At 59.5% G+C, this 23,659-nt stretch carries 28 protein-coding genes, 1 tRNA gene and 1 pseudogene; 3 read left to right on the forward strand and 27 right to left on the reverse strand.

Features of this window, described 5'->3' with window-relative positions; all coding sequences use genetic code 11:
- Positions 1-136 precede the first annotated feature (136 nt).
- On the forward strand, positions 137-1,303 hold the full coding sequence (locus AC5I5B_RS13830) for a pyridoxal phosphate-dependent aminotransferase (RefSeq protein WP_099085662.1): 1,167 nt from the start codon (positions 137-139) through the stop codon (positions 1,301-1,303).
- 328 nt (positions 1,304-1,631) lie between these two features.
- Positions 1,632-2,663 carry a UDP-glucose 4-epimerase GalE gene (gene galE, locus AC5I5B_RS13835; protein ID WP_111833714.1) on the forward strand — a complete coding sequence of 344 codons (1,032 nt, stop codon included), beginning with the start codon at positions 1,632-1,634 and terminating at the stop codon, positions 2,661-2,663.
- 12 nt (positions 2,664-2,675) lie between these two features.
- Here galE and AC5I5B_RS13840 read toward each other — a convergent pair whose 3' ends face one another.
- The 10 genes from AC5I5B_RS13840 to AC5I5B_RS13885 form a co-directional block, all read right to left on the reverse strand.
- Positions 2,676-3,512, reverse strand: coding sequence for a DUF6030 family protein (locus AC5I5B_RS13840; protein WP_162695461.1), 837 nt, complete (start codon positions 3,510-3,512; stop codon positions 2,676-2,678).
- Between the two features lie 146 nt (positions 3,513-3,658).
- Complete coding sequence (yacG, locus tag AC5I5B_RS13845) at positions 3,659-3,883, reverse strand: DNA gyrase inhibitor YacG (RefSeq protein ID WP_003503455.1); 225 nt, start codon at positions 3,881-3,883, stop codon at positions 3,659-3,661.
- A 3-nt stretch (positions 3,884-3,886) separates the two neighbouring features.
- Complete coding sequence (locus AC5I5B_RS13850; RefSeq protein WP_060727005.1) at positions 3,887-4,510, reverse strand: Maf-like protein; 624 nt, start codon at positions 4,508-4,510, stop codon at positions 3,887-3,889.
- A 33-nt stretch (positions 4,511-4,543) separates the two neighbouring features.
- Positions 4,544-4,762, reverse strand: coding sequence for a translation initiation factor IF-1 (gene infA / locus AC5I5B_RS13855; protein ID WP_003503453.1), 219 nt, complete (start codon positions 4,760-4,762; stop codon positions 4,544-4,546).
- A 143-nt stretch (positions 4,763-4,905) separates the two neighbouring features.
- Entirely contained in the window at positions 4,906-5,394 is a 489-nt protein-coding gene (locus AC5I5B_RS13860) for an arsenate-mycothiol transferase ArsC (protein WP_004432476.1), read from the reverse strand.
- A 2-nt stretch (positions 5,395-5,396) separates the two neighbouring features.
- The gene (locus AC5I5B_RS13865) at positions 5,397-5,870 is read right to left on the reverse strand and encodes a UPF0262 family protein (protein WP_003503448.1); all 474 of its coding nucleotides are present in this window, start codon (positions 5,868-5,870) and stop codon (positions 5,397-5,399) included.
- Between the two features lie 3 nt (positions 5,871-5,873).
- Positions 5,874-7,172, reverse strand: a complete 1,299-nt coding sequence (gene hisD / locus AC5I5B_RS13870; protein WP_020811690.1) for a histidinol dehydrogenase — start codon at positions 7,170-7,172, stop codon at positions 5,874-5,876.
- A 133-nt stretch (positions 7,173-7,305) separates the two neighbouring features.
- Positions 7,306-7,746 (reverse strand): DUF2948 family protein, encoded by a 441-nt coding sequence (locus AC5I5B_RS13875; RefSeq protein ID WP_003503446.1) that lies wholly within the window; start codon positions 7,744-7,746, stop codon positions 7,306-7,308.
- Between the two features lie 114 nt (positions 7,747-7,860).
- On the reverse strand, positions 7,861-9,153 hold the full coding sequence (gene murA / locus AC5I5B_RS13880; RefSeq protein WP_003503445.1) for a UDP-N-acetylglucosamine 1-carboxyvinyltransferase: 1,293 nt from the start codon (positions 9,151-9,153) through the stop codon (positions 7,861-7,863).
- Positions 9,154-9,255: 102 nt separating this feature from the next.
- Positions 9,256-9,522, reverse strand: a complete 267-nt coding sequence (locus AC5I5B_RS13885) for a hypothetical protein (protein WP_035212593.1) — start codon at positions 9,520-9,522, stop codon at positions 9,256-9,258.
- A 155-nt stretch (positions 9,523-9,677) separates the two neighbouring features.
- Between AC5I5B_RS13885 and AC5I5B_RS13890 the strand changes: the two genes are divergently transcribed.
- Positions 9,678-9,752: transfer RNA gene (locus AC5I5B_RS13890), tRNA-Thr, on the forward strand.
- Positions 9,753-9,939: 187 nt separating this feature from the next.
- On the opposite strand, the gene AC5I5B_RS13895 is transcribed toward AC5I5B_RS13890, so the two are convergent.
- The 17 genes and pseudogenes from AC5I5B_RS13895 to AC5I5B_RS13975 all read right to left on the reverse strand — a co-directional run bounded on the left by AC5I5B_RS13895 (position 9,940) and on the right by AC5I5B_RS13975 (position 23,551).
- Positions 9,940-10,881, reverse strand: a complete 942-nt coding sequence (locus AC5I5B_RS13895; protein WP_003503441.1) for a flagellin N-terminal helical domain-containing protein — start codon at positions 10,879-10,881, stop codon at positions 9,940-9,942.
- Positions 10,882-11,119: 238 nt separating this feature from the next.
- Complete coding sequence (locus AC5I5B_RS13900) at positions 11,120-12,085, reverse strand: flagellin N-terminal helical domain-containing protein (RefSeq protein WP_003503440.1); 966 nt, start codon at positions 12,083-12,085, stop codon at positions 11,120-11,122.
- Between the two features lie 407 nt (positions 12,086-12,492).
- A complete protein-coding gene (locus AC5I5B_RS13905; RefSeq protein ID WP_003503439.1) occupies positions 12,493-13,413 on the reverse strand; it encodes a flagellin N-terminal helical domain-containing protein in 921 nt (306 codons plus the stop codon).
- Between the two features lie 373 nt (positions 13,414-13,786).
- Entirely contained in the window at positions 13,787-14,524 is a 738-nt protein-coding gene (gene fliP / locus AC5I5B_RS13910; protein WP_003493833.1) for a flagellar type III secretion system pore protein FliP, read from the reverse strand.
- Positions 14,521-15,021: a flagellar basal body-associated FliL family protein gene (locus AC5I5B_RS13915; protein WP_003503435.1), complete on the reverse strand. Its 501-nt coding sequence runs from the start codon at positions 15,019-15,021 to the stop codon at positions 14,521-14,523. The genes fliP and AC5I5B_RS13915 overlap by 4 nt, the downstream gene beginning before the upstream one ends.
- 27 nt (positions 15,022-15,048) lie before the next feature.
- On the reverse strand, positions 15,049-15,768 hold the full coding sequence (gene flgH, locus AC5I5B_RS13920; protein WP_003503434.1) for a flagellar basal body L-ring protein FlgH: 720 nt from the start codon (positions 15,766-15,768) through the stop codon (positions 15,049-15,051).
- Complete coding sequence (locus AC5I5B_RS13925; protein ID WP_003503433.1) at positions 15,765-16,301, reverse strand: MotE family protein; 537 nt, start codon at positions 16,299-16,301, stop codon at positions 15,765-15,767. Before AC5I5B_RS13925 ends, flgH begins: the two co-directional genes overlap by 4 nt.
- Positions 16,298-17,350: pseudogene (locus AC5I5B_RS13930) on the reverse strand (flagellar basal body P-ring protein FlgI); the annotation flags it as partial. The gene AC5I5B_RS13925 and the pseudogene AC5I5B_RS13930, both read right to left, overlap by 4 nt.
- Positions 17,351-17,415: 65 nt before the next feature.
- Positions 17,416-17,904, reverse strand: a complete 489-nt coding sequence (gene flgA / locus AC5I5B_RS13935) for a flagellar basal body P-ring formation chaperone FlgA (RefSeq protein WP_020811270.1) — start codon at positions 17,902-17,904, stop codon at positions 17,416-17,418.
- A gap of 20 nt (positions 17,905-17,924) precedes the next feature.
- Entirely contained in the window at positions 17,925-18,713 is a 789-nt protein-coding gene (gene flgG / locus AC5I5B_RS13940; RefSeq protein ID WP_003503427.1) for a flagellar basal-body rod protein FlgG, read from the reverse strand.
- A gap of 18 nt (positions 18,714-18,731) precedes the next feature.
- Complete coding sequence (gene fliE / locus AC5I5B_RS13945) at positions 18,732-19,070, reverse strand: flagellar hook-basal body complex protein FliE (RefSeq protein ID WP_003503424.1); 339 nt, start codon at positions 19,068-19,070, stop codon at positions 18,732-18,734.
- Positions 19,067-19,486: a flagellar basal body rod protein FlgC gene (gene flgC / locus AC5I5B_RS13950; RefSeq protein WP_003503422.1), complete on the reverse strand. Its 420-nt coding sequence runs from the start codon at positions 19,484-19,486 to the stop codon at positions 19,067-19,069. The genes fliE and flgC overlap by 4 nt, the downstream gene beginning before the upstream one ends.
- A 3-nt stretch (positions 19,487-19,489) precedes the next feature.
- Positions 19,490-19,882 (reverse strand): flagellar basal body rod protein FlgB, encoded by a 393-nt coding sequence (flgB, locus tag AC5I5B_RS13955; RefSeq protein ID WP_003503414.1) that lies wholly within the window; start codon positions 19,880-19,882, stop codon positions 19,490-19,492.
- 171 nt (positions 19,883-20,053) lie between these two features.
- On the reverse strand, positions 20,054-20,614 hold the full coding sequence (locus tag AC5I5B_RS13960) for a hypothetical protein (RefSeq protein ID WP_003503413.1): 561 nt from the start codon (positions 20,612-20,614) through the stop codon (positions 20,054-20,056).
- 3 nt (positions 20,615-20,617) lie between these two features.
- Positions 20,618-22,024, reverse strand: a complete 1,407-nt coding sequence (gene fliI / locus AC5I5B_RS13965) for a flagellar protein export ATPase FliI (RefSeq protein ID WP_111833713.1) — start codon at positions 22,022-22,024, stop codon at positions 20,618-20,620.
- Between the two features lie 11 nt (positions 22,025-22,035).
- Complete coding sequence (flgF, locus tag AC5I5B_RS13970; RefSeq protein ID WP_003503411.1) at positions 22,036-22,770, reverse strand: flagellar basal-body rod protein FlgF; 735 nt, start codon at positions 22,768-22,770, stop codon at positions 22,036-22,038.
- A 1-nt stretch (position 22,771) separates the two neighbouring features.
- Positions 22,772-23,551 carry a DUF1217 domain-containing protein gene (locus tag AC5I5B_RS13975; RefSeq protein ID WP_111833712.1) on the reverse strand — a complete coding sequence of 260 codons (780 nt, stop codon included), beginning with the start codon at positions 23,549-23,551 and terminating at the stop codon, positions 22,772-22,774.
- Positions 23,552-23,659: the final 108 nt, after the last annotated feature.

Below are 23,659 nucleotides of genomic sequence, written 5' to 3' on the forward strand. Positions count from 1 at the left end.
GCCTGATTTGCCGGCCCGCGCGGCCGGCGGTCTCCTGCCGGGGATGACCCATAAAGAAAATCCATGATCGCCTCACGGAATATCATGCACATGGCTGGTTCGATGCGATAAGAAGGCACCAAACGGAGTGTCTTTAATGTCCATTTTGAACAGTCTGAGTGCGCGCTCTCTGGCGGCTCCCGAGAGCGGCATTGTCGAAGTCGTGAATTATGCCCGGGGGCGGGACAATCTCCTGCCGCTCTGGGTCGGCGAAGGCGATCTGCCGAGCCCGGACTTCATCAATCAGGCCGCCATCGATGGGCTGAACAACGGCGAGACCTTCTATACCTGGCAGCGTGGCATTCCCGAATTGCGCCAGGCGCTGAGCCGTTATTACGAACGCCATTTCGCGGCGTCGCTGCCGCCGGAGCATTTTTACGCTACCGGTTCCGGCATGCAGGCGATCGTGCTCGCCGTGCAGGCGCTGACCTCGCCCGGTGACGAAATGGTCTATCTGTCGCCGACATGGCCGAATATCGTCGCCGCCATTGGTGTGGCAGGCGCGAAGGCGGTTCCGGTCGGTATCGATTTCCGCGACGGCCGCTGGGATCTCGATATCAACAGGCTGGAAAGCGCGATCACCGGCAAGACGAAGGCGCTTTTCATCAATACGCCCTCCAACCCGACCGGATGGACGGCGACGCTCAATAATCTTCGTGATGTTCTGGCGCTCGCCCGCAAACACGATCTGTGGATCGTTGCCGACGAGATTTATGCGCTTTATCATTATTCCGGCAGCCGTGCGCCGTCCTTCCTCGACGTCATGGAGCCGGATGACAAGATCGTCTTCGCCAATTCCTTTTCGAAGAACTGGTCCATGACCGGCTGGCGTGTCGGCTGGCTTGTTGCCCCGCCGGCCATCGGTCAGGTCATCGAAAACCTCATTCAATATTCCACTTCAGGCGTGGCGCAGTTCATGCAGCGCGGCGCAGTCGCCGCCCTCGATCACGGTGATGGTTTCGTGCGCGAGAATTACGAACGTGCTCTGACCTCCCGCGACATTCTCTGCGATGCGCTCATCGCGACGAACCGTGTGGAAACCCTGAAGCCCGATGGCGCTCTCTATGCCTTTCTCAAGATAGACGGCGTGACGGACAGCCGGGCCACGGCGCTCGATATCGTCGACAAGACCGGGGTCGGGCTTGCGCCCGGCACGGCCTTCGGTCCGGGAGGGGAGCTGTTTCTCCGTGCCTGCTTCCTGCGCAACCCAAAGCAGATAGAAGATGCGGCCGACCGGCTGGCATCCTATATCCTCGGCAGGTAAGCGTCGCCTCTGCGTACAATGGTTTCCCCTGCCGCGCCGGGATCGCGCTACGGTAGGGAAATCGGCAACAAAATCACAGCGAATACCTAAAACTGCAACCCCACGGCGCAACCATCGACGTGGGGGATTTTCTGTGCTATGCGCTCCTTGTTCCATTTATGAGAACATTTTCATCTAATAAATAAAAAGCACCTCATTGCGCTAACCAATCGTAAGCCACCTTTTTAATGGAGCTGGGGATCGGTCGCGTATTCGCTGTGCAAGTAATCAATGATGAAGAATTATTGGCTTTGATGGGGTCAAGAAAAGCAAACAGGGAAGTATTGTCATGGCTGTTCTGGTCACGGGTGGGGCCGGCTATATAGGAAGCCACATGGTGTGGGCTTTGCTCGATGCCGGGGAAGAGGTCGTTGTTGTCGATCGGCTTTCGACGGGGTCGCGCTGGGCGGTCGCGCCGGCGGCGCGTTTTTATCTGGGCGACGCGGCGGATCGCGCCTTGCTCGACCAGATTTTCGAAGAAAACCAGATCGAGACCATCTTCCATTTCGCGGGCTCCGTCAGCGTTCCTGAATCGATCAGCCAGCCGCTCGAATATTACGAAAACAACACGGGCACGACCCGCGCCCTCGTGGCGGCGGCAGTCGGCCACGGTATTCGCAATTTCATCTTCTCGTCGACAGCCGCCGTCTATGGAAACCAGCCCTTTGATGGCCCGGTTCCCGAAACCGCGATCCTCAGCCCAGAAAACCCCTACGGCCTGTCGAAGCTCGCCTCCGAAATCATGCTGCGCGATGTCGTGCAGGCGCATGATTTCAATTACGTGGCGTTGCGGTATTTCAACGTCGCCGGAGCCGACCCGCAGGGGCGCGCCGGGCCATCTCCCACGGGTGTGGCAAACCTCATCAAGGTCGCCTGCGAAGCTGCTACCGGTCGCCGCGACCGGGTGGAAGTTTACGGAACGGATTACCCGACCGCGGATGGCACCGGCGTTCGCGATTATATTCATGTCGGCGACCTGATCGATGCGCATATGCTGGCCATGGCGCATCTGCGCGCCGGCGGCGGCACACGCACGCTCAATTGCGGTTATGGCGTTGGTTATTCGGTTCTTGATGTCCTGCAGGCTGTGCAGAAGGAATCGGGGTGCGATTTCCCGATCATCCATTGTCCGCGTCGCCCGGGCGATATTGCGGCCATGGTGGCGGATTCGGCGCGCATCCAGTCGGAGCTGGGCTGGCGGCCCCGCTTCAACGATCTGGTGGCCATCGTTCGCACTGCGCTCCAGTGGGAGGCCAAACGCCAGGCCCAGCAAAGCGACAGGATTCCGCCGGTGCGGCGCAAGCTCGCGGCAATAGGCTGAGCGGACTTTGCTTTACCGAAAGCGGTCTTTCCTGACGGAAGGATAAAGGATCGGCCGATCCAGTGGAGCGGCTGGTCGAAGCCAGCGATCCCTGTCAAAGAAGCTGCGTGTCAGCTTCAACCCCGGCGATTGTTCGCTTGTGAGCAAAATCACGTTCAGGCGATGGGGTGTCGTCGGTTCCGGTTTTATGGAAACCGAAATACCGAAATGTTGTGCCTGATAGGGCTGCATCCGGCCTGCCGGTTCAAGCATGTCCGCCAGATCAGCCCACCGGGTTTGTTCCACGATCATGGCGAGTGCTTCATCAAGCTTTGTCAGAACGGCAGTCCCATCCGGCGTCTTCGGCGCAACGGCCTTCATCCTGATGGAGCGAACCTCGCCGGACGCTTCGCCCCTGATCTCGAGGAAGAGCGAGGCCCGCTCGGCCGGGCCTGCCGCGTTCGCCACCGCAAGATCGGCCATGCACTCGAAATTGCGGATGTTGACTGGGCTTGTGTGCCAGCCATGCGGGTTGGAAAAACCTGCGGCAGTAAAGCGGTCGCAAAGCTCCTTGCCGGAAAGAACGAAATCGCGTGCGAAAGATGCCCTGTCACCCCCTTGCTCGAATTTCAGAAGATCGGGCGGCAGAGAGACTTTTTGGGCGACTAGTTTCTGCCGCTTGACGGGCTTCATCTTCGGCGGGGGGGCCGCGGAGCGTGTCGCGGATGCCAGATTGAGATAAATCAGCAGGCTTTTGAGATGCTTCCTGTCATTGGCCAGCAGCACCGTCGCCCCGATGGCAAGACAAACGGCCAGCACCGCAAACAGCAGCGCGCCGGAGCTCACTCTTTTCTGCAAGCCTGCGTCCATCGCAAGACCTTAAGGGGCTGGCGGAAGGCGTCAGCCGGTTTTGATATGGCTTTTCGGACTATCGGCAGCCCGGTGAATATATGGTGTGAGCGAAGGCTCTGAAAATCTTATGCAACTCACCGCCGAAGTTTCCGGCGGTGCAGGTCTTATTCGCCGTTGTTCTTGGCCGTGTCCTGTCCAACGGCGCTGCTTTCATCGTCTGCGACCGGAATGGCGTAGGAGCCGTTCAGCCAGCGGGCGAGATCAAGCGAGCGGCAGCGATCCGAACAGAAAGGATAGTCTTCCCGTGTCGAGGGCCGCCCGCATTCAGGGCATGGCTGGGATTTGCGCAGCGGCGTGACGTTTCCGGCGCCTTCGGGAGATTTTGCCATGGCCTATCCTTCGAGCCAGCCCGAAGTCACCTCAAATCCTTCTCCGGAAAGAAGCGACATCGTCTCATAAAGCGGCAGGCCGACGACATTGGTATAAGAACCGGTCAGCTTTTGCACGAATGCGCCGGCAATGCCCTGGATGCCATAGGCTCCCGCCTTGCCGCGCCACTGGCCGGAGGCGATATAAGCCTCGATTTCGCGCGTGGAGAGGCGCTTGAAACGCACCTTTGTCTCCGCCACCTTCTGTCGGATCTTGCCGCCGGGGGTGACGAGGCAGATGCCGGTATAGACCCAGTGGCTGCGTCCCGAAAGAAGATGCAGCGCAGCCGAGGCCTCTTCCGTATATTCGGCCTTGCCGACGATGCGGCGACCAACGGCGACCACCGTATCTGACCCCAGAACATAGGAGTCTTTCCACACCTGTTCGTTCTTCAGCGCCGCCTGCGCGGCTTCCGCCTTCTGCAATGACAGACGACGGCAGAGCGTGCGCGGATGCTCAAGCTTGGCCGGGGTCTCGTCGATATCCATCGGCATCAGACGTGCCGGTTCGATACCGATCTGATGCAGCAGTTCCAGACGCCGCGGCGAGCCGGATGCCAGAACGAGCTTTTGTTTTGAATTGGTCATTGCGCTGCCCGGGCGTCCGTTGCGGAACGTGGATTACTTGAAGCGATAGGTGATGCGGCCCTTGGTGAGGTCGTAAGGCGTCATTTCAACCAGCACCTTGTCGCCGGCGAGAACGCGGATACGGTTCTTGCGCATGCGGCCCGCGGTGTGGGCGATGATTTCGTGGTCGTTCTCAAGCTTCACGCGGAATGTTGCGTTCGGCAGCAATTCGGTTACGATGCCCGGGAATTCAAGGACTTCTTCTTTTGTCATGTAAGGGTTTTCTTCCTGTTGATAGTGCCGGACGTGTCCTGTCCGGGAAAATTGCGCGGAAACTACACAATCCCGGCACATTTGTGAACCTCTAAAGCATCGGCTTGAAAATCGCGATCGATTTTAACAGGCTGAGGCGGTTTTCAGTCTTTTGAAAGCGTATCCGCCACCGGCTGCTGCCGCCTCGGCAGGCGTTCCGAGATCAGCTTTGCCAGATGGTCCCGCACTTCGCGATAGGCGTCGAGGATCTGCTCGCGCGTGCCTGTTATTACCGTCGGGTCCATGGTCGGCCAATAGACCACATCGAGCGAATTCGAGCGCGTCAGTTCCAGTGCGGCGTGATGGGCTTCGGGTGTCAATGTAATGATCAGATCGAAAAAATCATCCTCGATCTCGTCCAAAGTGCGCGGTTTGTGCTTGCCGAGCGAAAATCCCTGTTCTTCCAGTACGGCATCCACGAAAGGATCGCGCTCGCCGGCGCGCACGCCCGCCGACTGTATATAGATGCCGGGCGCCACCAGCCGTTTGGCGATGACCTCCGCCATGGGGGAGCGGATGGAGTTCATGCCGCACATGAAGAGGACCGATTTGGGCGCTCGTCCCTCGTTTGGCGCTGCGGCAGGATCGATCATCTCTAACCCCGCCAATAAAGCACGCAGACAAGGGTAAAGAGGCGGCGCGCGGTATCAAAATCCACCTTGATCTTGCCGGAAAGCCGATCCATCAGCGTTTGCGAGCCGTCATTGTGAATACCGCGCCTGCCCATGTCGATTGCCTCGATCTGGCTCGGCGTGGAGGAGCGGATAGCCTCGTAATAGCTTTCGCAGATCAGGAAATAATCCTTGATGATGCGGCGGAACGGCGTCAGCGACAGGATATGGATCGCGACATCCTTCTCGTCTTCCGTTCTGATCGAGAAAACCAGCTTGGCGTCGACGAGCGAGATGTGCAGCCGGTATGGCCCGCCGGCATGGCCAAGCGGCTCAAAGGTGTTTTCCTCGATCAGATCGAAAATGGCGACGGCGCGTTCATGCTCCACGTCGGGCGTGGACCGGCCGATGCTATCGTCCAGTACCACGTCGCAGAGCCGGAAATCGCCTGAAGCCATCGCTTAACTTTCCGGATTGAGGCGAATGGAGACCGAACGCGCATGTGCGTCCAGCCCTTCGGAACGGGCAAGGGTAATCGCTGCCGGCGCAAGCTGGCGCAGCTGCTCGGGCCCAAGCCGCAGGATCGAGGTGCGCTTGACGAAATCCAGCACTGAAAGGCCGGAGGAGAAGCGCGCCGAGCGCGCCGTCGGAAGAACATGGTTAGAGCCGCCGACATAATCGCCGATCACCTCCGGCGTGTGGCGTCCGACGAAGATCGCACCCGCATTGCGGATGTGGGCCATCAGGGCATCCGGATCATCGACGGCAAGTTCCAGATGCTCGGCGGCGATGCGGTTGGCGAGCGGAATGGCGTCGGCGAGCTTTTCGACCAGAATGATCGCGCCGAAATCGGCCCAGCTTGCCGCCGCCGTTTCGGAACGCGACAGGCGCTTCAGCTGCCGCTCGACGGCCGCTTCAACGGCCTTGCCGAGTTCGGCATTGTCGGTGATCAGGATCGATTGCGCGCCGCGGTCATGTTCCGCCTGCGCCAGAAGATCGGCGGCCAGCCAGTCCGGATCATTGTCCTTGTCGGCAATGACAAGCACTTCTGAAGGCCCGGCGATCATGTCGATGCCGACAGTGCCGAAAACCTGGCGCTTTGCGGCGGCCACATAGGCATTGCCGGGGCCGACGATCTTGGCGACCGGCGCGATGGTTTCCGTGCCATAGGCAAGCGCTGCCACAGCCTGCGCGCCGCCGATACGATAGATTTCCTCGACGCCTGCGATACGCGCTGCAGCCAGCACCGCCGGATTGACCGCGCCGCCATTGGCCGGCACGACCATGACGATACGTTCCACACCGGCAACCTTGGCCGGCACGGCGTTCATCAGCACCGAGCTTGGGTAGCTGGCCGTGCCGCCGGGCACGTAAAGGCCGACAGCTTCGATGGCGGTCCAGCGCGAGCCGAGGCCCACGCCGATATCGTCCTCGTAGATATCGTCCTTCGGCATCTGGCGGGCATGATGTTTTTCGATACGCCGGGCAGCAAGTTCAAGCGCCTCGATCACGCTTCTGTCGACGGCGGCAAAGGCCGCATCGATCTCATCCGCCATCACCCGCATCGGGACTTTCGAGAAATCGATACCGTCGAATTTCTGGGAATAATGGGCAAGGGCCGCATCGCCGCGATGGCGGACATCGTTGATGATGTCGCGAACGGTCGCGTTGACGTCTTCGGAAACTTCTCTCTTGGTTGTCAGGAAGGCAGCGAATTTCTGTTCGAAATCAGCCGATGCCCGCTCCAGCCAGATTGCCACGCCATTACCCTTTCATTGTCCCCGCGGGAAATCCCGCGAGGTGTACGAACTTGCCACAGAAAAATTGCGGCTCTGGTATGTGGCATAAATCGAAACGGCAAGGAAAGGCAACCGTTGCGAAGGCTTGCAACGTTTATTCGCTGTCGGGATGATGCGGTTTGGTAGTGGTTTCCCAGGCGCCGCTCACATCGGTCAGCTGCGCCTCGATGCATTCGACATCGAGTGCGATGGCGCCGCCGCCGGACAGCGTCAGTTCCACCGCGCCATCAGGCCCTTCGCCATTCTGGACGAAGCGGATGGCGAGAAGTGACAGCACCTGTTCCTTGTCGTCGCGGTTGATGCCGTGCGAGCGGACAGCGGAGACCCGCTTCAGGAAAACCACGCTGCGGCAGCGCTCCGGCGGCAGGCTCTTTTTCTCAGTGCTTTCCCAGACGAAACGGTTGGCGGAAAGCGTGAATTGCCCGTGTTTCGGCTCGAAGGCAACGTCCTTCAGCTTGAAGACGCTGTCCTGCATATGCGTCGAAATGACGGAGAGATCTTCAGTATCCAGCGCCAGCAATTTCAGGCCGCTCATCGTTTTCTTCCTTCTTCTGCGGTGCGGACCGCTATTTCCATGACTTACAATGGAAATAGGCAGTCCGGGCCCACTCTGCAACGGGTAGAAAACGGATGAGCGGCGATGAAAGGATCAATCGCTGACGCGTTCGACCAGCGCACCGCAGCGGGTGAGCTTTTCTTCGAGGCGTTCGAAGCCGCGATCGAGGTGATAGACGCGCGAAACCATGGTCTCACCTTCCGCCACCAGGCCGGCAATGACCAGCGAGACGGAAGCGCGCAGATCGGTCGCCATGACAGGTGCACCCTTCAGGCGGGAGACGCCTTCGATGCGGGCCATCTGGCCGGAGAGCGAAATCTTAGCGCCGAGACGGGCCAGTTCCTGCACATGCATGAAGCGGTTTTCGAAGATCGTCTCGGTGATGTGGGAAACGCCCTGCGACCGGGTCATCAGCGCCATGAACTGCGCCTGCAGGTCGGTGGGGAAGCCGGGGAAGGGCTCGGTGACGATATCGACCGGCTGGATGCCATTGCCGTTGCGCACGACGCGCAGGCCTGTCTCCGTATCGCTGATGGTAGCGCCTGCGAGCCGTAGCGTATCGAGCGCGTTGTCGAGCAGCGATGCGCGTGTGCCTTCCAGCACCACGTCACCACCGGCCATGGCGACCGCCATGGCGTAGGTGCCGGTTTCGATACGATCCGGCAGAACCCGGTGGCGCGCGCCGGAAAGCGAGGTGACGCCTTCAATGGTGATGGTGGAGGTGCCTGCGCCTTCGATCTTCGCGCCCATGGCAGTCAGGCACTGGGCCAGATCGACCACTTCCGGCTCGCGGGCGGCGTTGTGGATAACGGTGGTGCCGCGGGCAAGGCTTGCCGCCATCAGCATCACATGCGTCGCGCCGACGGAAACTTTCGGGAAGGTGTAAACGGCGCCGATCAGGCCGCCCTTGGGGGCGGTGGCGTTGATGTAACCGCCATCGATCTCCATCGTCGCACCGAGTGCTTCAAGGCCCTCGATGAACAGGTCGACCGGGCGCGTGCCGATGGCGCAGCCGCCGGGCAGCGAAACGCGGGCGCGGCCCTCGCGCGCCAGAAGCGGGCCGATGACCCAGAAGCTCGCGCGCATCTTGGACACCAGTTCGTAAGGCGCTGTTGTGTCTACAATGGTGCGGCAGGTGAAATGCACGGTGCGGGAATAGGCTTCGCCCTGGCTTTCGCGGCGGCCGTTCACGGAAATATCGACGCCGTGATTGCCGAGAATGCGGATGAGCTGCTCCACGTCGGCCAGATGCGGCACGTTTTCGAGCGTCAGCGTGTCGCTGGTCAGAAGCGATGCGATCATCAACGGCAAGGCGGCGTTTTTAGCGCCGGAGATGGGAATGATGCCGTTTAGCTTGTTGCCACCCGTAATTCTGATGCGATCCATGCGTCCCTACGGGCCTGTGCCCGCCTTTCTTATAGTGCCTTGCGGAAAGGCGCGTCCTTAGACGAATTTCCGCGGCGTTTCAATTTTATGCTGATGAATTCTCTAAGAGGATGATTCGTCCGTTTTTGCGGCAGGCAGGCCAATAGTATCGTCCTCTTCGCCGGCACGGCGCGCACGAACCTGCTGTTTGCGCTTCAAAAGATTTTCACGAAGCTTCTTGGCCGCCCGGGCCTTGCGCTCCGCCTCGCGCTGCCGCGCCTTTTCGCCAGGCCCCGCCTGCGGCTTGCCGTCGGCCACCGGGGCGGATGCTTCCGCGGAAGCGCCGGCGGAAACCGCTGCCTTTGCCTGTTTGTCATGATGTTCGTTCATAGATTCAGCAATATCTGAAAAATGCATTTTTCAACAGGGGGCACGCTTTTTTGCCCCGCTTGATGAAGAATATCGTTTTGCGACTTGCGCTCGTCAAAAACCTATGGCAATAGGCCGCCACGCTTGATGCTGAAGCAAACGCTTCGGCGCCGGATGCTGCTATAGCTCAGGGGTAGAGCACTCCCTTGGTAAGGGAGAGGCCGAGAGTTCAAATCTCTCTAGCAGCACCATTTTCCCCACAATTTCAAATACTTACGTAACAGCCTGCACCGCTCGCATGCGGCATGTGATGTATGCGCGCGCCGCGCAATTGCCGGCAAATGGAAAACCGCGCCCCTTGCGAAGCGCGGTTTCCATATCCGAATATTCTGTTGCTGCCAGAGCGGGACGAAACCGCCCGTAGCCATCGGGCGCCGCTTACTGACGGAATAGCGACAGGATATTTTCGGAACTGGTATTGGCGATGGAGAGCGACTGGATGCCCAGCTGCTGCTGTGTCTGCAGCGCCTTGAGGCGGGTCGATTCTTCGTTCATGTCCGCATCCACAAGGCGGCCGATGCCGCTGTCGATGGAGTCGGTGAGCTTCGACACGAAGTCTTCCTGAAGGCCGATGCGCATCTTGATCGAGCCGAGAGCGGCGGAAGCGCTGCTCAAGGATTGAAATGCGGTTTCGACATCGGTGAGAAGATTACCGATGGTGTAGGCCGGCGGCGTTGCAGAAGCGAACAGCTTGAGATCGATGTCCCATACGGAAATGCCGGAGGCTGTTCCGGGTTGTCCGATGATGCCCCTCGTGGTGTCGAGCGTCGCGGGCGAGCCGGTCAGGCCGAAAAGCACATTGGCGGTCGTCGTGCCGGCAGTGGTATCGACAAGCGTATAGTCTGTTTTCGTCACGCTGACAGTGCCGCCGCCGTCGCGAACAAAGCCGGAAACGACAGTCTTGGCGCCGGTGCCCAGCAGCCAGTTCTCGCCGCTGAAGGATGCGCCCTGCGCGATCGATTCAAGCTGCTTTTTCAGCTGGTCGATCTCTTCCTGGATCTTGGTCTTGTCCACACCTTCTTCGGTGGCGGCAACGATTTTCGATTTGATTTCCTTGATGACTTCGACCGAGCTTTCCATTGCGGAATAGGCGACATCGATCTTCGCCGCGCCGAGGCCCAGCGCATCCTGAACCGCGGAAAGGGCCATGTTGTCGGAGCGCATCGTCGTCGCGATCGACCAATAAGCGGCGTTGTCGGATGCAGTCTTGACCCGCAGGCCCGAAGACACTCTGGATTGGGTATCTTCGAGCTGGCCGCTGATTGCGCGCAAGGTCTGAAGCGCCGACATGGCGGCGGTGTTCGTCAGAATACTTGTCATAATTGCCCCTCTGAGCTGGCTAAATGGGAAGGGACATTCCGGGATCGCCGGAAACGACTGAGCGGCGTGATGCCTGTTAACCTCTTTTTCGTCTTGGTTAACGAGTCGTTTCGATGCGCTGATTTAGCCGTGATTTGGTTAACGAACTCTTAATCAAAAAATCTCTTAGTTTCGCAGGCGACTAAACAAAAAAACCGCGCCTTTCGGCGCGGTTGATTTTTTCGGCTGAAGCTTCCGATTAACGGAAGAGCGACAGGATGCTTTCGGAGTTGCTGTTGGCGATCGAGAGAGCCTGAACGCCGAGCTGCTGCTGGGTCTGCAGGGCCTTGAGGCGGGTGGACTCTTCGTTCATGTCGGCGTCCACGAGGCGGCCGATACCCTTTTCGACGGAGTCGGACAGCTTGGAAGCGAAATCTTCCTGCAGGCCGATACGCATGGAGAGCGAGCCGAGCTTTGCGGCAGCGCTGGTCATGGCCTTCAGGGAGTTTTCAACCAGCGTCAGGGCTTCGGCCATGTTCGTGGCGCGGTCAGCGGCTGCATACTGGGTGATATCAAGCGTGTAGACGGACTGGGCAGCGACGGTCGTGAACGTGCCGGTCGTGCCGAGAATGCCTGTCGTGTCGGGAACGCCCGTAGCGGAGTCGACCGAGCCGAACAGGGTGTTGCCGGTTGCGGTGTTGTCGAGAGCGTATTTCGTGGTCGTGACGTTAACGGCGCCACCGGTGGAGCGAACGAAGCCGGCAACGACCGACTTGTCCGGGTCTGTGCCGGGGGTCGTCGCACCGAGCGTCGAAACGCCGACGAGCCAGTTTTCACCGTAGAAGGAAGCGCCCTGTGCGATCGACGCGAGCTGCTTCTGGAGCTGGCCGATTTCTTCCTGAACCTTGGTGCGGTCGACGCCTTCTTCAGTTGCCGTGACCAGCTTTGCCTTGATTTCCTTGACGACTTCGATTGCCGATTCCATGCCGGCAGAAGCGGTGTCTACCTTGGCGGCGCCGAGGCCGAGAGCGTCGGAAACGGAGGAGAGAGCCATGTTGTCGGAGCGCATCGTGGTTGCGATCGACCAGTAAGCAGCGTTGTCAGCAGCTTCGCCAACGCGAAGGCCGGAGGAAACGCGTGCCTGAGTGGATTCCATGTTCTGGCCGATAGAGCGCAGGGTCTGGAGCGCAGACATTGCTGCGACATTCGTGATAATGCTCGTCATAGTAGTGTGCCCCTTGAATGGCTGATTAAAGAAGGGACATTCCGGTTTCACCGGGAACGGCGCACAGCATCATGCCTGCTAACTGGCTGATTTTTAACGTTAGCTCGCCGTTTCGATGAGCATTAGGTAACGCGGGTTTGGTTAATGAATTGATAAGCGGAGAAAGAAATTCGGCGTCGTCAAAATTAAAAAATACAACCCTCGCGCGCACGCGCGCGTATCGCCAAAAGTTTAAAAAAAAGATAAGGCCGCACCCGTTTCCGGATGCGGCCTCATTGATGCATTCAGTCCGATTCAGCCTTTCGGACCTTTATGCCTTCTATCCCAGTCTGCGCTCGGTCAGCCCCCGATTGCCTGTGGGAAGAAATCTGTCCCCCAGCCCCGAAGGGCTATGAGAAGCTCAGCTCTTAACGGAAGAGCGACAGGATGTTCTGCGAGTCGCTGTTGGCGATCGACAGAGCCTGGATTGCCAGCTGCTGCTGCGTCTGGAGAGCCTTCAGCTTGGTGGACTCTTCGTTCATGTCGGCGTCAACGAGACGGCCAACGCCCTTTTCGATGGTGTCGGACAGCTTGTCGGCGAAGTCGGTCTGCAGGTCGATACGGGCAGACAGCGAACCGAGCTTGGCGCCGGCGCTGGTCATCTTCGTCAGAGCGGTTTCAACGGAGTAGAGGGCGTTGTCGAGATCGTCGGTGGTGACGTTCATGTCGAGAACGGAGATCTGGGTGTAGGTCTTGGCGCCGACAGTCGTCGTCGCACCGGTAGCGTTCAGGATACCGGAGTTTGCGTCGATCGTGCCGGGCGTAGCTTCCGTGTAAAGCATGGAGGCGGCGTCGAGAGCGTAGTCCGTCGTCTTGACGCTGACGTTGCCGCTGGCGTCACGAACGAAGCCGGAAACAACCGTCTTGGTGGCGTTGGCGCTGGAAACGAGCCAGTTTTCACCGTTGAAAGACGCGCTCGTGCCGATCGACTTCAGCTGGTCGAGCAGCTGCGTGACTTCTTCCTGAACCTTGGCCTTGTCAACGCCCTGTTCCTTGGCGGCAACGACCTTTGCCTTGATGTCGGTGACGACCTTGATGGCGGCGTCCATACCGGCAGACGCGGTGTCAACCTTGGCGGCGCCCATGCCCAGCGCGTCGGAGACGGCGCCGAGAGCCTTGTTGTCGGAACGCATGGTGGTCGCGATCGACCAGTAGGCAGCGTTGTCCGAAGCCGAGCCAACCTTCAGGCCGGAAGAAATGCGGTCCTGCGTGCTCGAAAGGTCGGAAGCGATGGAACGCAGGGTCGAGAGAGCGGCCATTGCGTTGGTGTTGGTGAGAATGCTTGCCATAATAAATGTGTCCCTTGTTTTTACGAGATACTGGAGTGGGGACATACCGGGTTTGGTATTACCGGTCGCAACGTTTCGGCTTCATGCCACTCGGTTCAGAAATACTTAGTTTCAGAAACCAAACCCGCTGCGTGTGAAAAGAAATTCGCAGCGAAAAATTGCACAATTATTAATTTGAGCGCTAAGAAATATTGGAAGATACTTATGGTTAGTTTTCGATTTATTTAAATGGTAATTTTTCTATTTAGAAAGATAGTTACCAAGTCGCCAGAAAAACTGGTAATCAAAGCGTTAAAACGCGCAAACCCCGCGGCCTTGGGCGCGCGGGGTTAAAAAACAGGGTTAACGGGTGTCAATCCGGCACGAATGCCCGTCAGTTGAACGATCTGACGAGACTGCCGACGAGCAGGTTCCAGCCGTCGATCAGCACGAAGAACAGGATCTTGAACGGCAGGGAAATGGAGGTGGGCGGCAGCATCATCATGCCCATGGCCATGGTGATGGTGGCGACGATGAGATCGATGACCAGAAACGGCAGGATGATGAGGAAACCGATCTCGAAACCGCGCCGGATTTCCGACAGCATGAAGGCCGGAACGAGCACTCGATAGTCGACGACGTTGTTGGTCATGACTTCCTGTCCGCGCTCGCGGGCAATGTCGACGAACAGTTTCAGATCCTTGTCACGCGTATTGGCGTTCATGAAGGTGCGGAAGGGTTCGGCGATGCGCTCTACCGCCTGCTGCTCGTTGATCTGGTTCTGCAGCAGCGGCTGCACGCCGTCGGTCCAGGCTTTGTCGAAGGTGGGCGACATGACATAGAAGGTCATGAACATCGCCATCGACAGCAGGATCATGTTGGAAGGTGTCGAGGCAAGCCCCATGCCGGACCGCAGGATCGAGAAGGCGATCACGAAGCGCGGAAAGCTCGTGACCATGATCAGGATGCCCGGTGCGACGGAGAGAACCGTCAGAAGACCGAAGGTGCGGATGATCCATGCCGCAACAGAGCCGTCTATCTGCGTGTTGAACAGATCGGACGGAAATTGCTGGGCATTGGCAAGGCCCGGCAAAGCAAGGAGGACGGCGATGGTTACAAGAAATCGAATCATTCGATGACAAAGGTCCGGAACATGACCTTGGATACGCGCCCTTGAGAGCGCAGGTCAACTCGTTCCTGAATGTCATCCTTAAGATATTGAAAGCCGCGCGGCCCTTCCAGCTGCTGAAGGGAAACGGTGCGGATATAGGCCATGATGTCCTGGTGGATATCTTCCGCCAGACCCACCTCGACCGGCCCCTTGAACATCAGCGCCACTTCCAGTCGCACCCAGTTCGTCGAGGGATAAGCGAGGTTGGTGGTGATGGGATCGAGCTGGACGATGCCGTTCGCCTCGGCCGAGATTTTCTCGACACCCTCTTCCTTTTTCTCACCGTGTCCGCCGGCAGCAGCCGGCGCATGCGCCTCCGCACCGGCGATCTTCGGCGCGATCATGCCACCCACGAGCCAGCCGCCCCCCGCACCGAGCAGGGTGAGGATCGCAACGCCTGCGATGGTCATGACCAGAGGGGAGGATTTTTTCTTGCCCTCTACCTGTTCGTTTTCCATGGGTCAGTCCGTTCCCGTGTACCGGCGTCAGAGCGGCGAGAACAGGTCGACGACCTGCTGCCCGACCGGGGGCTGCTGCACTTCCGTCAGACGTCCGCGACCGCCATAGGAGATGCGTGCTTCGGCGATGCGCTCGTAGGAGATGATGTTCTGTGCATCGACATCCTGCGGACGGACGATACCGCCGACGTTGAGGATGCGGATTTCGTGGTTCACGCGCACTTCCTGCGAGCCGCTGATGATGAGATTGCCGTTTTCCAGAATGCCGGTCACCACGGCGGCCACCAGCAGCGTCAGCTTTTCCGAACGCTTGGTCTTGCCCTTCGCCTGGGTGTCGGTGTCGGAGCCGTATTTGATGCTCGAGTCCGCTTCCGGGGTCCAGCCGAAGATTTCGGCCTTGGCCTTCCAGTTCAGGCCGCTGGCATTTGTACGGTTGCGCTCGGTCTCGTTGTCGAAATCGGCCTTGTCGTTGATCTGGATGTTGACGGTCAGGATGTCGCCGATGTTGAGCGCGCGCAGATCCTTGAACAGCGCCCCCTGGCTGTCGCTCCACAGCGAATAGCCGCTGGCCATGTGCTTCGGCTGCTTGGGATACATGCCCATCTGCGGCGTCTGGCTGAATTGCAGGCCGCTGCCGATCGGGCTCATCGCAGGGGCGTTGCCGATTTCCTTCAGGGTCTGGTTGTTCTGGCAGCCGGCAAGCAGAGCGAGCGGCAGGAGGAGGGCCGGAAGACGACGCGTGCTCATGAAGGATCCTTCGAAGTGTTTTTATCGGTTGCCTGCGACATGATGCCGGCGACAGTGGCGGCTTTCTGCGCATCCATCTCACTGAGAATGAGACCCGATTGGCGCGGCGGCAGCTGCATGATGATGGCGGCCGCAATCTCCACATGCATCTTCTCAAGCTGCGGTGCGGCGGCATCGGCCTTCATCGTCTTGTAGATGTCGACGAGATTGCTTTTCGCCTGATTGAGGAAATGCTCGCGGCGCGCCAGCCAGTCCTCATATTCCGCCTTGCGGTCTTCCAGCACGGCAATGCGCTCATTGACGTCGGACTGCAGCTTTTCCAGCTCCTGCTTCTGCATGAGATAACGCTGGTCGCGGGCGGCATCGGCGATGTTGGTGCAGAATTTCTGGATTTCATCCTGCGTGCTGAGTTCCGACACCACGTTCTGCTGGCTCTCGGCGCCAGCAGCGGGAAGCAGGAAAAGCAGCGAGGCGACAGCCGCGAAGCGGACAAGGCCATTCGGGAAAGCGTTTTTCTTCTGATTGTCCATCATTGCAGCACAAGCTCCGCCTGAAGGGCGCCGGCGGATTTGATGCCTTGCAGAATGGCGATGATGCCATCCGCCTTGAGCCCGATGCTGTTGAGACCGGCAACCAGCGTGCGAAGGTCAGGACCTTCGACGATGGCGACCTTGCTGCCTTCCTGCATTGCCATGATATCCGTCTGCGGCTGCACGGCCGTCTGACCGCGCGAGAAGGGTGCGGGCTGGATGACCTGCGGCGATTCCGTCACCTGCACGGTCAGCGTTCCGTAGCTGACGGCGACACGGGAAATGCGCACATCAGCACCGATGACGATCGTGCCGGTGCGTTCGTTGATCACGACCTTGGCCGGCGTATCCGTCTCCACCGTCAGGTTTTCGATTTCCGCCATCAGCCGGGTGAGATCAGCCACGCGGGGCTTCTGCACCGCGATTTCCTGCGAATCGCGCGGCTCGGCGATCGGATCGCCGTAACGGGCGCGGGCAAAGGCGTTGACGACATCGGCGACACGCACGGCGGTCGAAAAATCGGGATTGCGCAGCTGAAGGACCAGATTGACCGAATCCTTGAATTTGGACGGCAGCTCGCGCTCGATGATCGCGCCGTTCGGCACGCGTGCCGAAGTCGTGACGCCCTGCGTCAGCGTTGCAGCGTCACCCTGGGCGGAAAAGCCGTTGACGATCAGCGCTCCCTGGGCGACCGCGTAAATCTGTCCGTCCGCGCCGGAAAGCGAGGTCATGATCAGTGTACCGCCACGAAGTGAGGTGGCATCGCCCAGCGAGCTGACCGTCACGTCGACACGGCTGCCGGGGCTGGCGAAGGGCGGGAGGTTGGCCGTCACCATGACAGCGGCGATGTTCTTGGCGTTGGACTGACCGCCCTGTGTGGTGATGCCGAGGTTCTGCAGCATTGCGCGCATGGATTGCTCGGTAAACGGCGAGGAGCGCAGGCTGTCGCCCGTGCCCTGCAGGCCGACCACGAGACCATAACCGATCAGCTGGTTGTCGCGCCCCGCCTGCAGCGATGCGATATCCTTGATGCGGGATGTATCCGCATGGGCTGCGGGGAGGGAGAGGAAAGGCTGGGCCGAAAACAGGATGGCCGCGGCCAGGATACGAATCACTCTCATTTCGCCATCACCTGAATGGTTCCGTCCTTCATGACCGTGCCGCTGACCATCACGCCGGAATCGATGTTGCGTACCCGCACGACTTCGCCGAGCGAGCCGTCGGTCATTGGCGTTCCCGAAGCCATCAGCGTCATGTTGCCGATTGTGAAGACGAGTTTGACGCTGGTGCCGCGCGTGACGAGCGACGGTTCGCGCAAGGCGGCAACGGGGATCGTGCGGCCGGGAAGCAGGGTCTGCTTGGAGATCATGCCTTCCACTTCGCTGATGTCGCTCGCATAACCCGAGGAAATATTGGGATTGGTCACTTCCACCGGCTTCACCTGTTCAGGCGTGATCGTCTCGCCCGGATAGATGGTGCGCGTCGGAACCAGCGCCATTGGCGCCTGAGCAAGCGCGGGAGCCAGAGCCCCCAGTGAAAAGGCAGACGCCAGGCACATACGGACGAGCGCCGTTCTGCAGCTGCTATTGTTCCGGACAAACCTCATGTTCGCCTGCCTTTCCGTTCTTACTTCAGGTTCTTGCTGACAATCGAAGCCATTTCGTCAGCGGTGGTGATGACCTTGGAATTCATCTCATAAGCGCGCTGCGCCGTGATCAGGTCGGTGATTTCCTTGACGGCATCGACGTTCGAGCCTTCGAGGTAGGATTGCTTGATGTAGCCGTAGCTCGGATCGTCAGGCACGCCGATGACAGCGTCGCCGGATGCCGGCGTCTGGGCAAAGAGGTTGTCGCCGAGCGGCTTCAGGCCAGCTTCGTTGGCGAAGTTGGCAATGGTCAGCTGGCCAAGCTCGGTGAAGTCGGCGGCGTTGCCGATACGGGCCGTCACCTGACCCGTGCGGGTAACGGTGATGTCCTGCGCGTCGGTCGGGATATTGATGTTGGGAATGACGTTGTAGCCATCGACCGTCACCAGATTGCCATCGGCATTCTTGTTGAAGGCGCCGGCGCGGCTGTAGAGCGTCGAACCGTCAGCTGCTTCGATCTGGAACCAGCCCTGACCGATGATCGCAACGTCCAGCTTGTTGCCGGTCTCGATCAGGTTACCCTGGGTGTGGATGTTACGCACCGCCGAGGTCTGTACGCCGAGGCCGATATTGGCGCCTTCGGGCACGATCGCCTGATTGGCGCGGTTCGGCACGCCCTGCATGCGCTCGGTCTGGTAGAGAAGATCGGTGAACTCCGCACGCGCGCGCTTGTAGCCGGTGGTGTTGATGTTGGCGATGTTGTTGGCAATGACTTCCAGATTGGTCTGCTGGGCGTCCATACCGGTGGCAGCGATGGCAAGAGCTCTCATGTCAATATTCCTGCTGGGCTAGATCTGCATCTTGGTAATGTCGAGATAGGCCGACACGATCTTGTCTCGGAGCGCGATGGCGGTTTGCAGTGACTGTTCGGCCGAAAGCATGGCATCGACCACTTCACGCGTATTCGCCTTGCCCTGAATGCCTTCGAAGGAAGCGACTTCCGCCTTCTTCAGATTGTTCATCGCATCAATCGAGACGTTGCCGAGAACGCTGGCGAAGCTTGCGCCCGTCTGCTGCGCGGGCGTCGTCTGCTGCTGATCGCCGAAAAGGCTTTCCGTCAGCGAGGAGACGCCGCTTGCGCCGCGGGTAAGCGAGAGGGAACTGACTTGCTTGATACCGTCGATCATTGCGATGCCTTCAGAAGGTCGATTGTGGAGGCGACGAGGTCGCGTGTCTGGCGGATGACCTGAAGATTGGCGTCGTAGCTGCGGTTGGCTTCGCGCATGTCAGCCATTTCGATCAGGATATTGACGTTCGGCATCTTCACCATGCCGTTGCTATCGGCGGCCGGATTGCCGGGATCGTATTCGTTGACGAAATCACCACGGTCCACGCCGAGCTTCTTCACCGTCACGCGCTCCACACCGCTGACACGGTCGAGCTCGGAGCCGAAGGTGACGGTCTTGCGGCGATAGGGGTCGGCGCCGGGGGTGTCGCCGGTGGATCTGGCGTTGGCAATGTTTTCCGAAACAATGCGCAGGCGTGTGGACTGCACTTCGAGACCGCTGCCGGCGATTTTGCTCGCCGCACTCAAGGGATCCATGGATTACCTCTTTACCGTCATCAGCATCATGCGATGGAAGGATTTGACGAGATTGGCGTTCAGGTCGTACTGCCGCTTGATCTCGCCGGTCTTGGTCATTTCTTCAGCAAGCGCGACCGAATTGCCGGACTCCTGCATGCCGATCTCGTTATTGATCGGGTTGTCGCGCACCGCGATATTTTCGCTGAGCTCGCTCGCCCCGAAATGGGCGGGATGAGTCTTCGCCATACCGACCTGCTGGCTGGTGGCCTGCATGACCGCTTCGAAGGGGTTGACATCCTTGGCGTGGAACTTGGGTGTGTTGGCGTTGGCGATGTTGGTCGCCACGACTTCCTGCCGCACGCTCAGCCATTCCGCTTGGCGGGATGCCAGTTCGAACAGTTGAATCGGTTGCATAGACTTCTCCATCTCGTATGGCCCGAACCTACGGGGCTAATCTTGCGTCAGACTTGCGGGGAGGGATGGCGCTGCATAACGACGGAGAAAGGGGCGTGCGCAGGCGGCATGCACAAAACAAAAAAGGCGCGCCGGCAGATGCGGCGCGCCCTTCCGTTGAGAGAAAAACCGTTATTTTTCGGGGTGGTAGGTCTTGCCGGAGGAGGTCTCTATCAGCCACTCGCCGTTGCGCTGCTCGATCTTTGTCAGCAATGCATTGTCCGGCAGGGTCGAACCGACTCGCACCATGTACATGCCCGAACCGTCCTCGATCAGGGCGCGGCCATTGGAAACATGCAGCAGACGGAAGGATGTCTGGCCGGGGAAGGGCTGGTCCTCGATCCCGGCTGCCAGATTGTTCTGTTTTTCCTTGCCGCCCGCGTTGACGGTTGCCGTCGTCAGCATGTCGGGCAGCTCCGCCGGCGGCGGGGTGTCTTCCTTGTTGCGGTTGGTCATGGCCATCGGCGAAACGCTGAAGACTTCCCGCGGGCCGGTATGGGGCAGATCGCGGGTGCGGTCGCCGCCCGCCACTTTCATGCCGAATTTGTCTTCGTTGAAGAACACGTACCATGGGAAAAAGGCTGCTGCAGCGGCAAGTCCGATGCCCGTCCATGCGAGAATACGGTCAGGCGTAAAGAAAACAGGCTTGGGCAGCACGTCTTCATCATGGCTATTGTCATTCCGCTTGTTCACGGGTCAGCCTCTCACTCTCGGGTTTACCTGGGGCTGGCCATTCTGTGCTCCCCCGCGCAGCGCGGTCGCCAGGTCGGCATAGGCGTCTTGCGCTGCCGGTTCGCTCGGCAGCTGTTTCAGCGTTTCATAGATGATCGGGACCTGCTTCACCGCCATGTCGAGATCGGGGTCGGTGCCGGGCCGATAACCGCCGATAAGGCGAAGATCCCGCGTTTCCTCGAAGCGGTGCACCAGCGCCTTGAGGCGTGACACCAGCTTTTCCTGATCCGGCGTCCAAGCCTTCTTGGCGAGACGGGAGATCGAGGCGAGGGGATTGATCGGCGGATAACGGCCTTCTTCCGCAAGGCTGCGGTCCAGCACGATATGGCCGTCGAGAATACCGCGGGTCGAATCGGCAATCGGATCGTTATGATTGTCGCCATCCACCAGAATGGAGACGATGGCGGTGATGGTGCCGGTGCCTTCCGCGCCCGGTCCCGCCCGTTCCAGCAGTCGCGGCAGTTCGGTAAAGACCGAGGCGGGATAGCCGCGCGCCACCGGCGGCTCGCCCGAAGCGACCGCCACTTCGCGGATCGCATGGGCAAATCGCGTCACGCTGTCGATGATGAGAAGGACATTGTCGCCCTGATCGCGGAAATGCTCGGCGATGGTAACGGCGGAAAGCGGCGCCATCTTGCGCAGCATCGGGCTTTCATCGCTCGTCGCGACGACGGCGATGGACTTGCTCATATTCTCGCCCATCGTGTCTTCGATGAATTCGCGCACTTCGCGGCCACGTTCGCCGACAAGCGCAATCACCACCTTGTCGAAGGCGTCTGCCTTGGCGAGCATGGACAGCAGCGTGGATTTACCGACGCCGGAACCCGCGAAAATGCCGAGGCGCTGGCCGAGGCAAAGCGGCGAAAAGATATCGATTGCCCGGACACCCGTCTTGAAGGGCGTCTCCACCCTTTTGCGCGTCATCGAGGGTGGCGCATTGTTGGAAATCGAACGTTGCTCAATGCCGGCGGCAAGCGGCCCCTGGCCGTCGATCGGCTCGCCGAGCGCATTGATGGTGCGTCCGCACCAGCTGTCGTCGGGCGAGACGCGGAAGGCGCCCTTGCGGATGACGGTGTCGTGAATGCCGATCGGCTCGCCGGGTTCGATGGGGCAGACATAGCAGATGTCCGGTTCCACGCGCACGACTTCGCCGAGATGAATGCCGGTCGCACTGCGATGGGCGACAAATTCCCCAAGCCGCACATGCCGCGACAGGCCGGAAACCGTATAGTGCCCGGCGGCGATGGTGCGGACATGACCGCCATGCGCCACCGAGAACTCCGGATCGGCATAATGCCCGGCAAGGCTCGCCAGCTGCGCGAGCTTCGGTGAAATGGCCCCAGCCGAGAGCATGGATTCCGGCATTGTCATCACTCAGTTCCTCAACGCGCGCCGCCAAGCGTCTTGATGCCCTCGCCGAAGGTCGATTCGGTGTCCCGCATCAGCGAGGAGATGCTTTCAAAGGCGCGGTTGACCTGGATGAGCTGCGTCATCTGGGAAATGCCGTTGACATTCGACTGCTCGAGGTAACCCTGAACGACGCCGACTTCATGATTGTTGACGACCGGAACCGGCTGCGCCACCGGCTTCACGCCGCTATTGGGATGACGCAGGAAGCCTTGCGAAAAATCCGCCTGGTAGATGCCGAGCGTGGCGACGATGTTCTCGTTCTGGCGGATAGCTCCGTCGAGACCGACGGTGATAGGACCGCCATTCGGATTGAGCTGGATCGGGCCGCCGCCGGCATCGAGAACGGGATAACCGCTCGAGGAGATGAGCGCGCCGTCCGGACGCATGGTGAAACGGCCGTCGCGGGTCAGGATCTGACCATCAGGCGTATCCAGCGAGAACCAGGCATCGCCCTTGATGGCGAAATCGAAGGAATTGCCGGTCTGCTCGAATGCACCCTGACGAGTGGAGAGATAGTCGTTGCCCTGGGAAACGAAAGCCACCCTGGCGTTCATGTCATTGTGGTTCTTGGCGACCATCTCATCGAATTTCACTTCGGAGCCGCGGAAGCCGACCGTGTTCACATTCGCCATATTGTCGGAAATGGTGGTAAGACGGCGCTCCAGCGCGATCTGCGAGGACAGGGCGACGTATAGTCCGGATTGCATATCATTTGCCTCCGAGTTTCAGGGAGTTGATGGAGATCAGCAGGTCGGGGGAAATGCCGTAGCCGCTGGAGGAGCCGAAAACGGCCAAGGGGTCATAGGTCGTAGAGGGATTTTGCATTTCCCACATGATGGTGAAACGCTCGAGCAGCTTGCCGACCTTTTCAGGATCCTGCAGATCCTTGATATCGATGCTTTTTTCGATGAGCGCGGCCTGCTTGTCGACATCGGCCGCCGCAAATGCGTCGGGCAGGTTGAACGTTGTGCGGAATACCTGCGCAAGCGCGTCGTTGGCGAGGAAATCGAGGCCGGATTTTATTGTCGGCGCCTTGCGCTCGAAATAAAGGGCAAGCCGGACGCCGTTATTGTCGTCGCCCGCTTCCTGTTCCAGCGTCTGGCGCGTGTATTTACTGACGACACCTGATTTGGCTGCCTCGGTGGAGGTCGCTGCCGCACCCAGGCCTGCGAAATCCAGGGACTTTGCAAGCTCTGCATACCGGTTGTCGGAAAGCTTGTTGGCGAAGGCGTTCTTGTCCGAGGCGCCTTCCGTCAGCACCTTGCGGATGAAGGCCTTCGCATAGGCCATATCCTCGAGCCCGTGGGCTTTCAGGGCGTAATTATAAAGGCGCGTATCGGCCATGAAGTCGTCGATGGATTTCACATCGCCGATCTTTGCACGGTAATATTCGGTCTCGCGCGCCACGTCGGGCTGCTTCGACACCCGCTCAAGCGATTTGCCGATATCCTGACTGATCAGTCTGTAGCTGGTATAGGTGGAAGTCACTGAACCGCCGCTCTCGTTTGATCCCGATCTCAAGGCGCACGTCCGCCTTTGCCGGCATATTGCCGTGGCTTGCTTGTGCGAAACTGGCTGGAGGCGGGAGCATGGGGA

This window comes from Agrobacterium sp. (genome assembly GCF_059499945.1).

Coding starts and splice junctions, on each gene's coding strand:
- AC5I5B_RS13830 (WP_099085662.1), top strand. CDS start 137: ATGTCCATTTTGAACAGTCTGAGTGCGCGCTCTCTGGCGGCTCCCGAG.
- galE (WP_111833714.1), top strand. CDS start 1,632: ATGGCTGTTCTGGTCACGGGTGGGGCCGGCTATATAGGAAGCCACATG.
- AC5I5B_RS13840 (WP_162695461.1), bottom strand. CDS start 3,512: ATGGACGCAGGCTTGCAGAAAAGAGTGAGCTCCGGCGCGCTGCTGTTT.
- yacG (WP_003503455.1), bottom strand. CDS start 3,883: ATGGCAAAATCTCCCGAAGGCGCCGGAAACGTCACGCCGCTGCGCAAA.
- AC5I5B_RS13850 (WP_060727005.1), bottom strand. CDS start 4,510: ATGACCAATTCAAAACAAAAGCTCGTTCTGGCATCCGGCTCGCCGCGG.
- infA (WP_003503453.1), bottom strand. CDS start 4,762: ATGACAAAAGAAGAAGTCCTTGAATTCCCGGGCATCGTAACCGAATTG.
- AC5I5B_RS13860 (WP_004432476.1), bottom strand. CDS start 5,394: ATGATCGATCCTGCCGCAGCGCCAAACGAGGGACGAGCGCCCAAATCG.
- AC5I5B_RS13865 (WP_003503448.1), bottom strand. CDS start 5,870: ATGGCTTCAGGCGATTTCCGGCTCTGCGACGTGGTACTGGACGATAGC.
- AC5I5B_RS13875 (WP_003503446.1), bottom strand. CDS start 7,746: ATGAGCGGCCTGAAATTGCTGGCGCTGGATACTGAAGATCTCTCCGTC.
- murA (WP_003503445.1), bottom strand. CDS start 9,153: ATGGATCGCATCAGAATTACGGGTGGCAACAAGCTAAACGGCATCATT.
- AC5I5B_RS13885 (WP_035212593.1), bottom strand. CDS start 9,522: ATGAACGAACATCATGACAAACAGGCAAAGGCAGCGGTTTCCGCCGGC.
- AC5I5B_RS13895 (WP_003503441.1), bottom strand. CDS start 10,881: ATGACAAGTATTCTGACGAACACCGCCGCCATGTCGGCGCTTCAGACC.
- AC5I5B_RS13900 (WP_003503440.1), bottom strand. CDS start 12,085: ATGACGAGCATTATCACGAATGTCGCAGCAATGTCTGCGCTCCAGACC.
- AC5I5B_RS13905 (WP_003503439.1), bottom strand. CDS start 13,413: ATGGCAAGCATTCTCACCAACACCAACGCAATGGCCGCTCTCTCGACC.
- fliP (WP_003493833.1), bottom strand. CDS start 14,524: ATGATTCGATTTCTTGTAACCATCGCCGTCCTCCTTGCTTTGCCGGGC.
- AC5I5B_RS13915 (WP_003503435.1), bottom strand. CDS start 15,021: ATGGAAAACGAACAGGTAGAGGGCAAGAAAAAATCCTCCCCTCTGGTC.
- flgH (WP_003503434.1), bottom strand. CDS start 15,768: ATGAGCACGCGTCGTCTTCCGGCCCTCCTCCTGCCGCTCGCTCTGCTT.
- AC5I5B_RS13925 (WP_003503433.1), bottom strand. CDS start 16,301: ATGATGGACAATCAGAAGAAAAACGCTTTCCCGAATGGCCTTGTCCGC.
- flgA (WP_020811270.1), bottom strand. CDS start 17,904: ATGAGGTTTGTCCGGAACAATAGCAGCTGCAGAACGGCGCTCGTCCGT.
- flgG (WP_003503427.1), bottom strand. CDS start 18,713: ATGAGAGCTCTTGCCATCGCTGCCACCGGTATGGACGCCCAGCAGACC.
- fliE (WP_003503424.1), bottom strand. CDS start 19,070: ATGATCGACGGTATCAAGCAAGTCAGTTCCCTCTCGCTTACCCGCGGC.
- flgC (WP_003503422.1), bottom strand. CDS start 19,486: ATGGATCCCTTGAGTGCGGCGAGCAAAATCGCCGGCAGCGGTCTCGAA.
- flgB (WP_003503414.1), bottom strand. CDS start 19,882: ATGCAACCGATTCAACTGTTCGAACTGGCATCCCGCCAAGCGGAATGG.
- fliI (WP_111833713.1), bottom strand. CDS start 22,024: ATGACAATGCCGGAATCCATGCTCTCGGCTGGGGCCATTTCACCGAAG.
- flgF (WP_003503411.1), bottom strand. CDS start 22,770: ATGCAATCCGGACTATACGTCGCCCTGTCCTCGCAGATCGCGCTGGAG.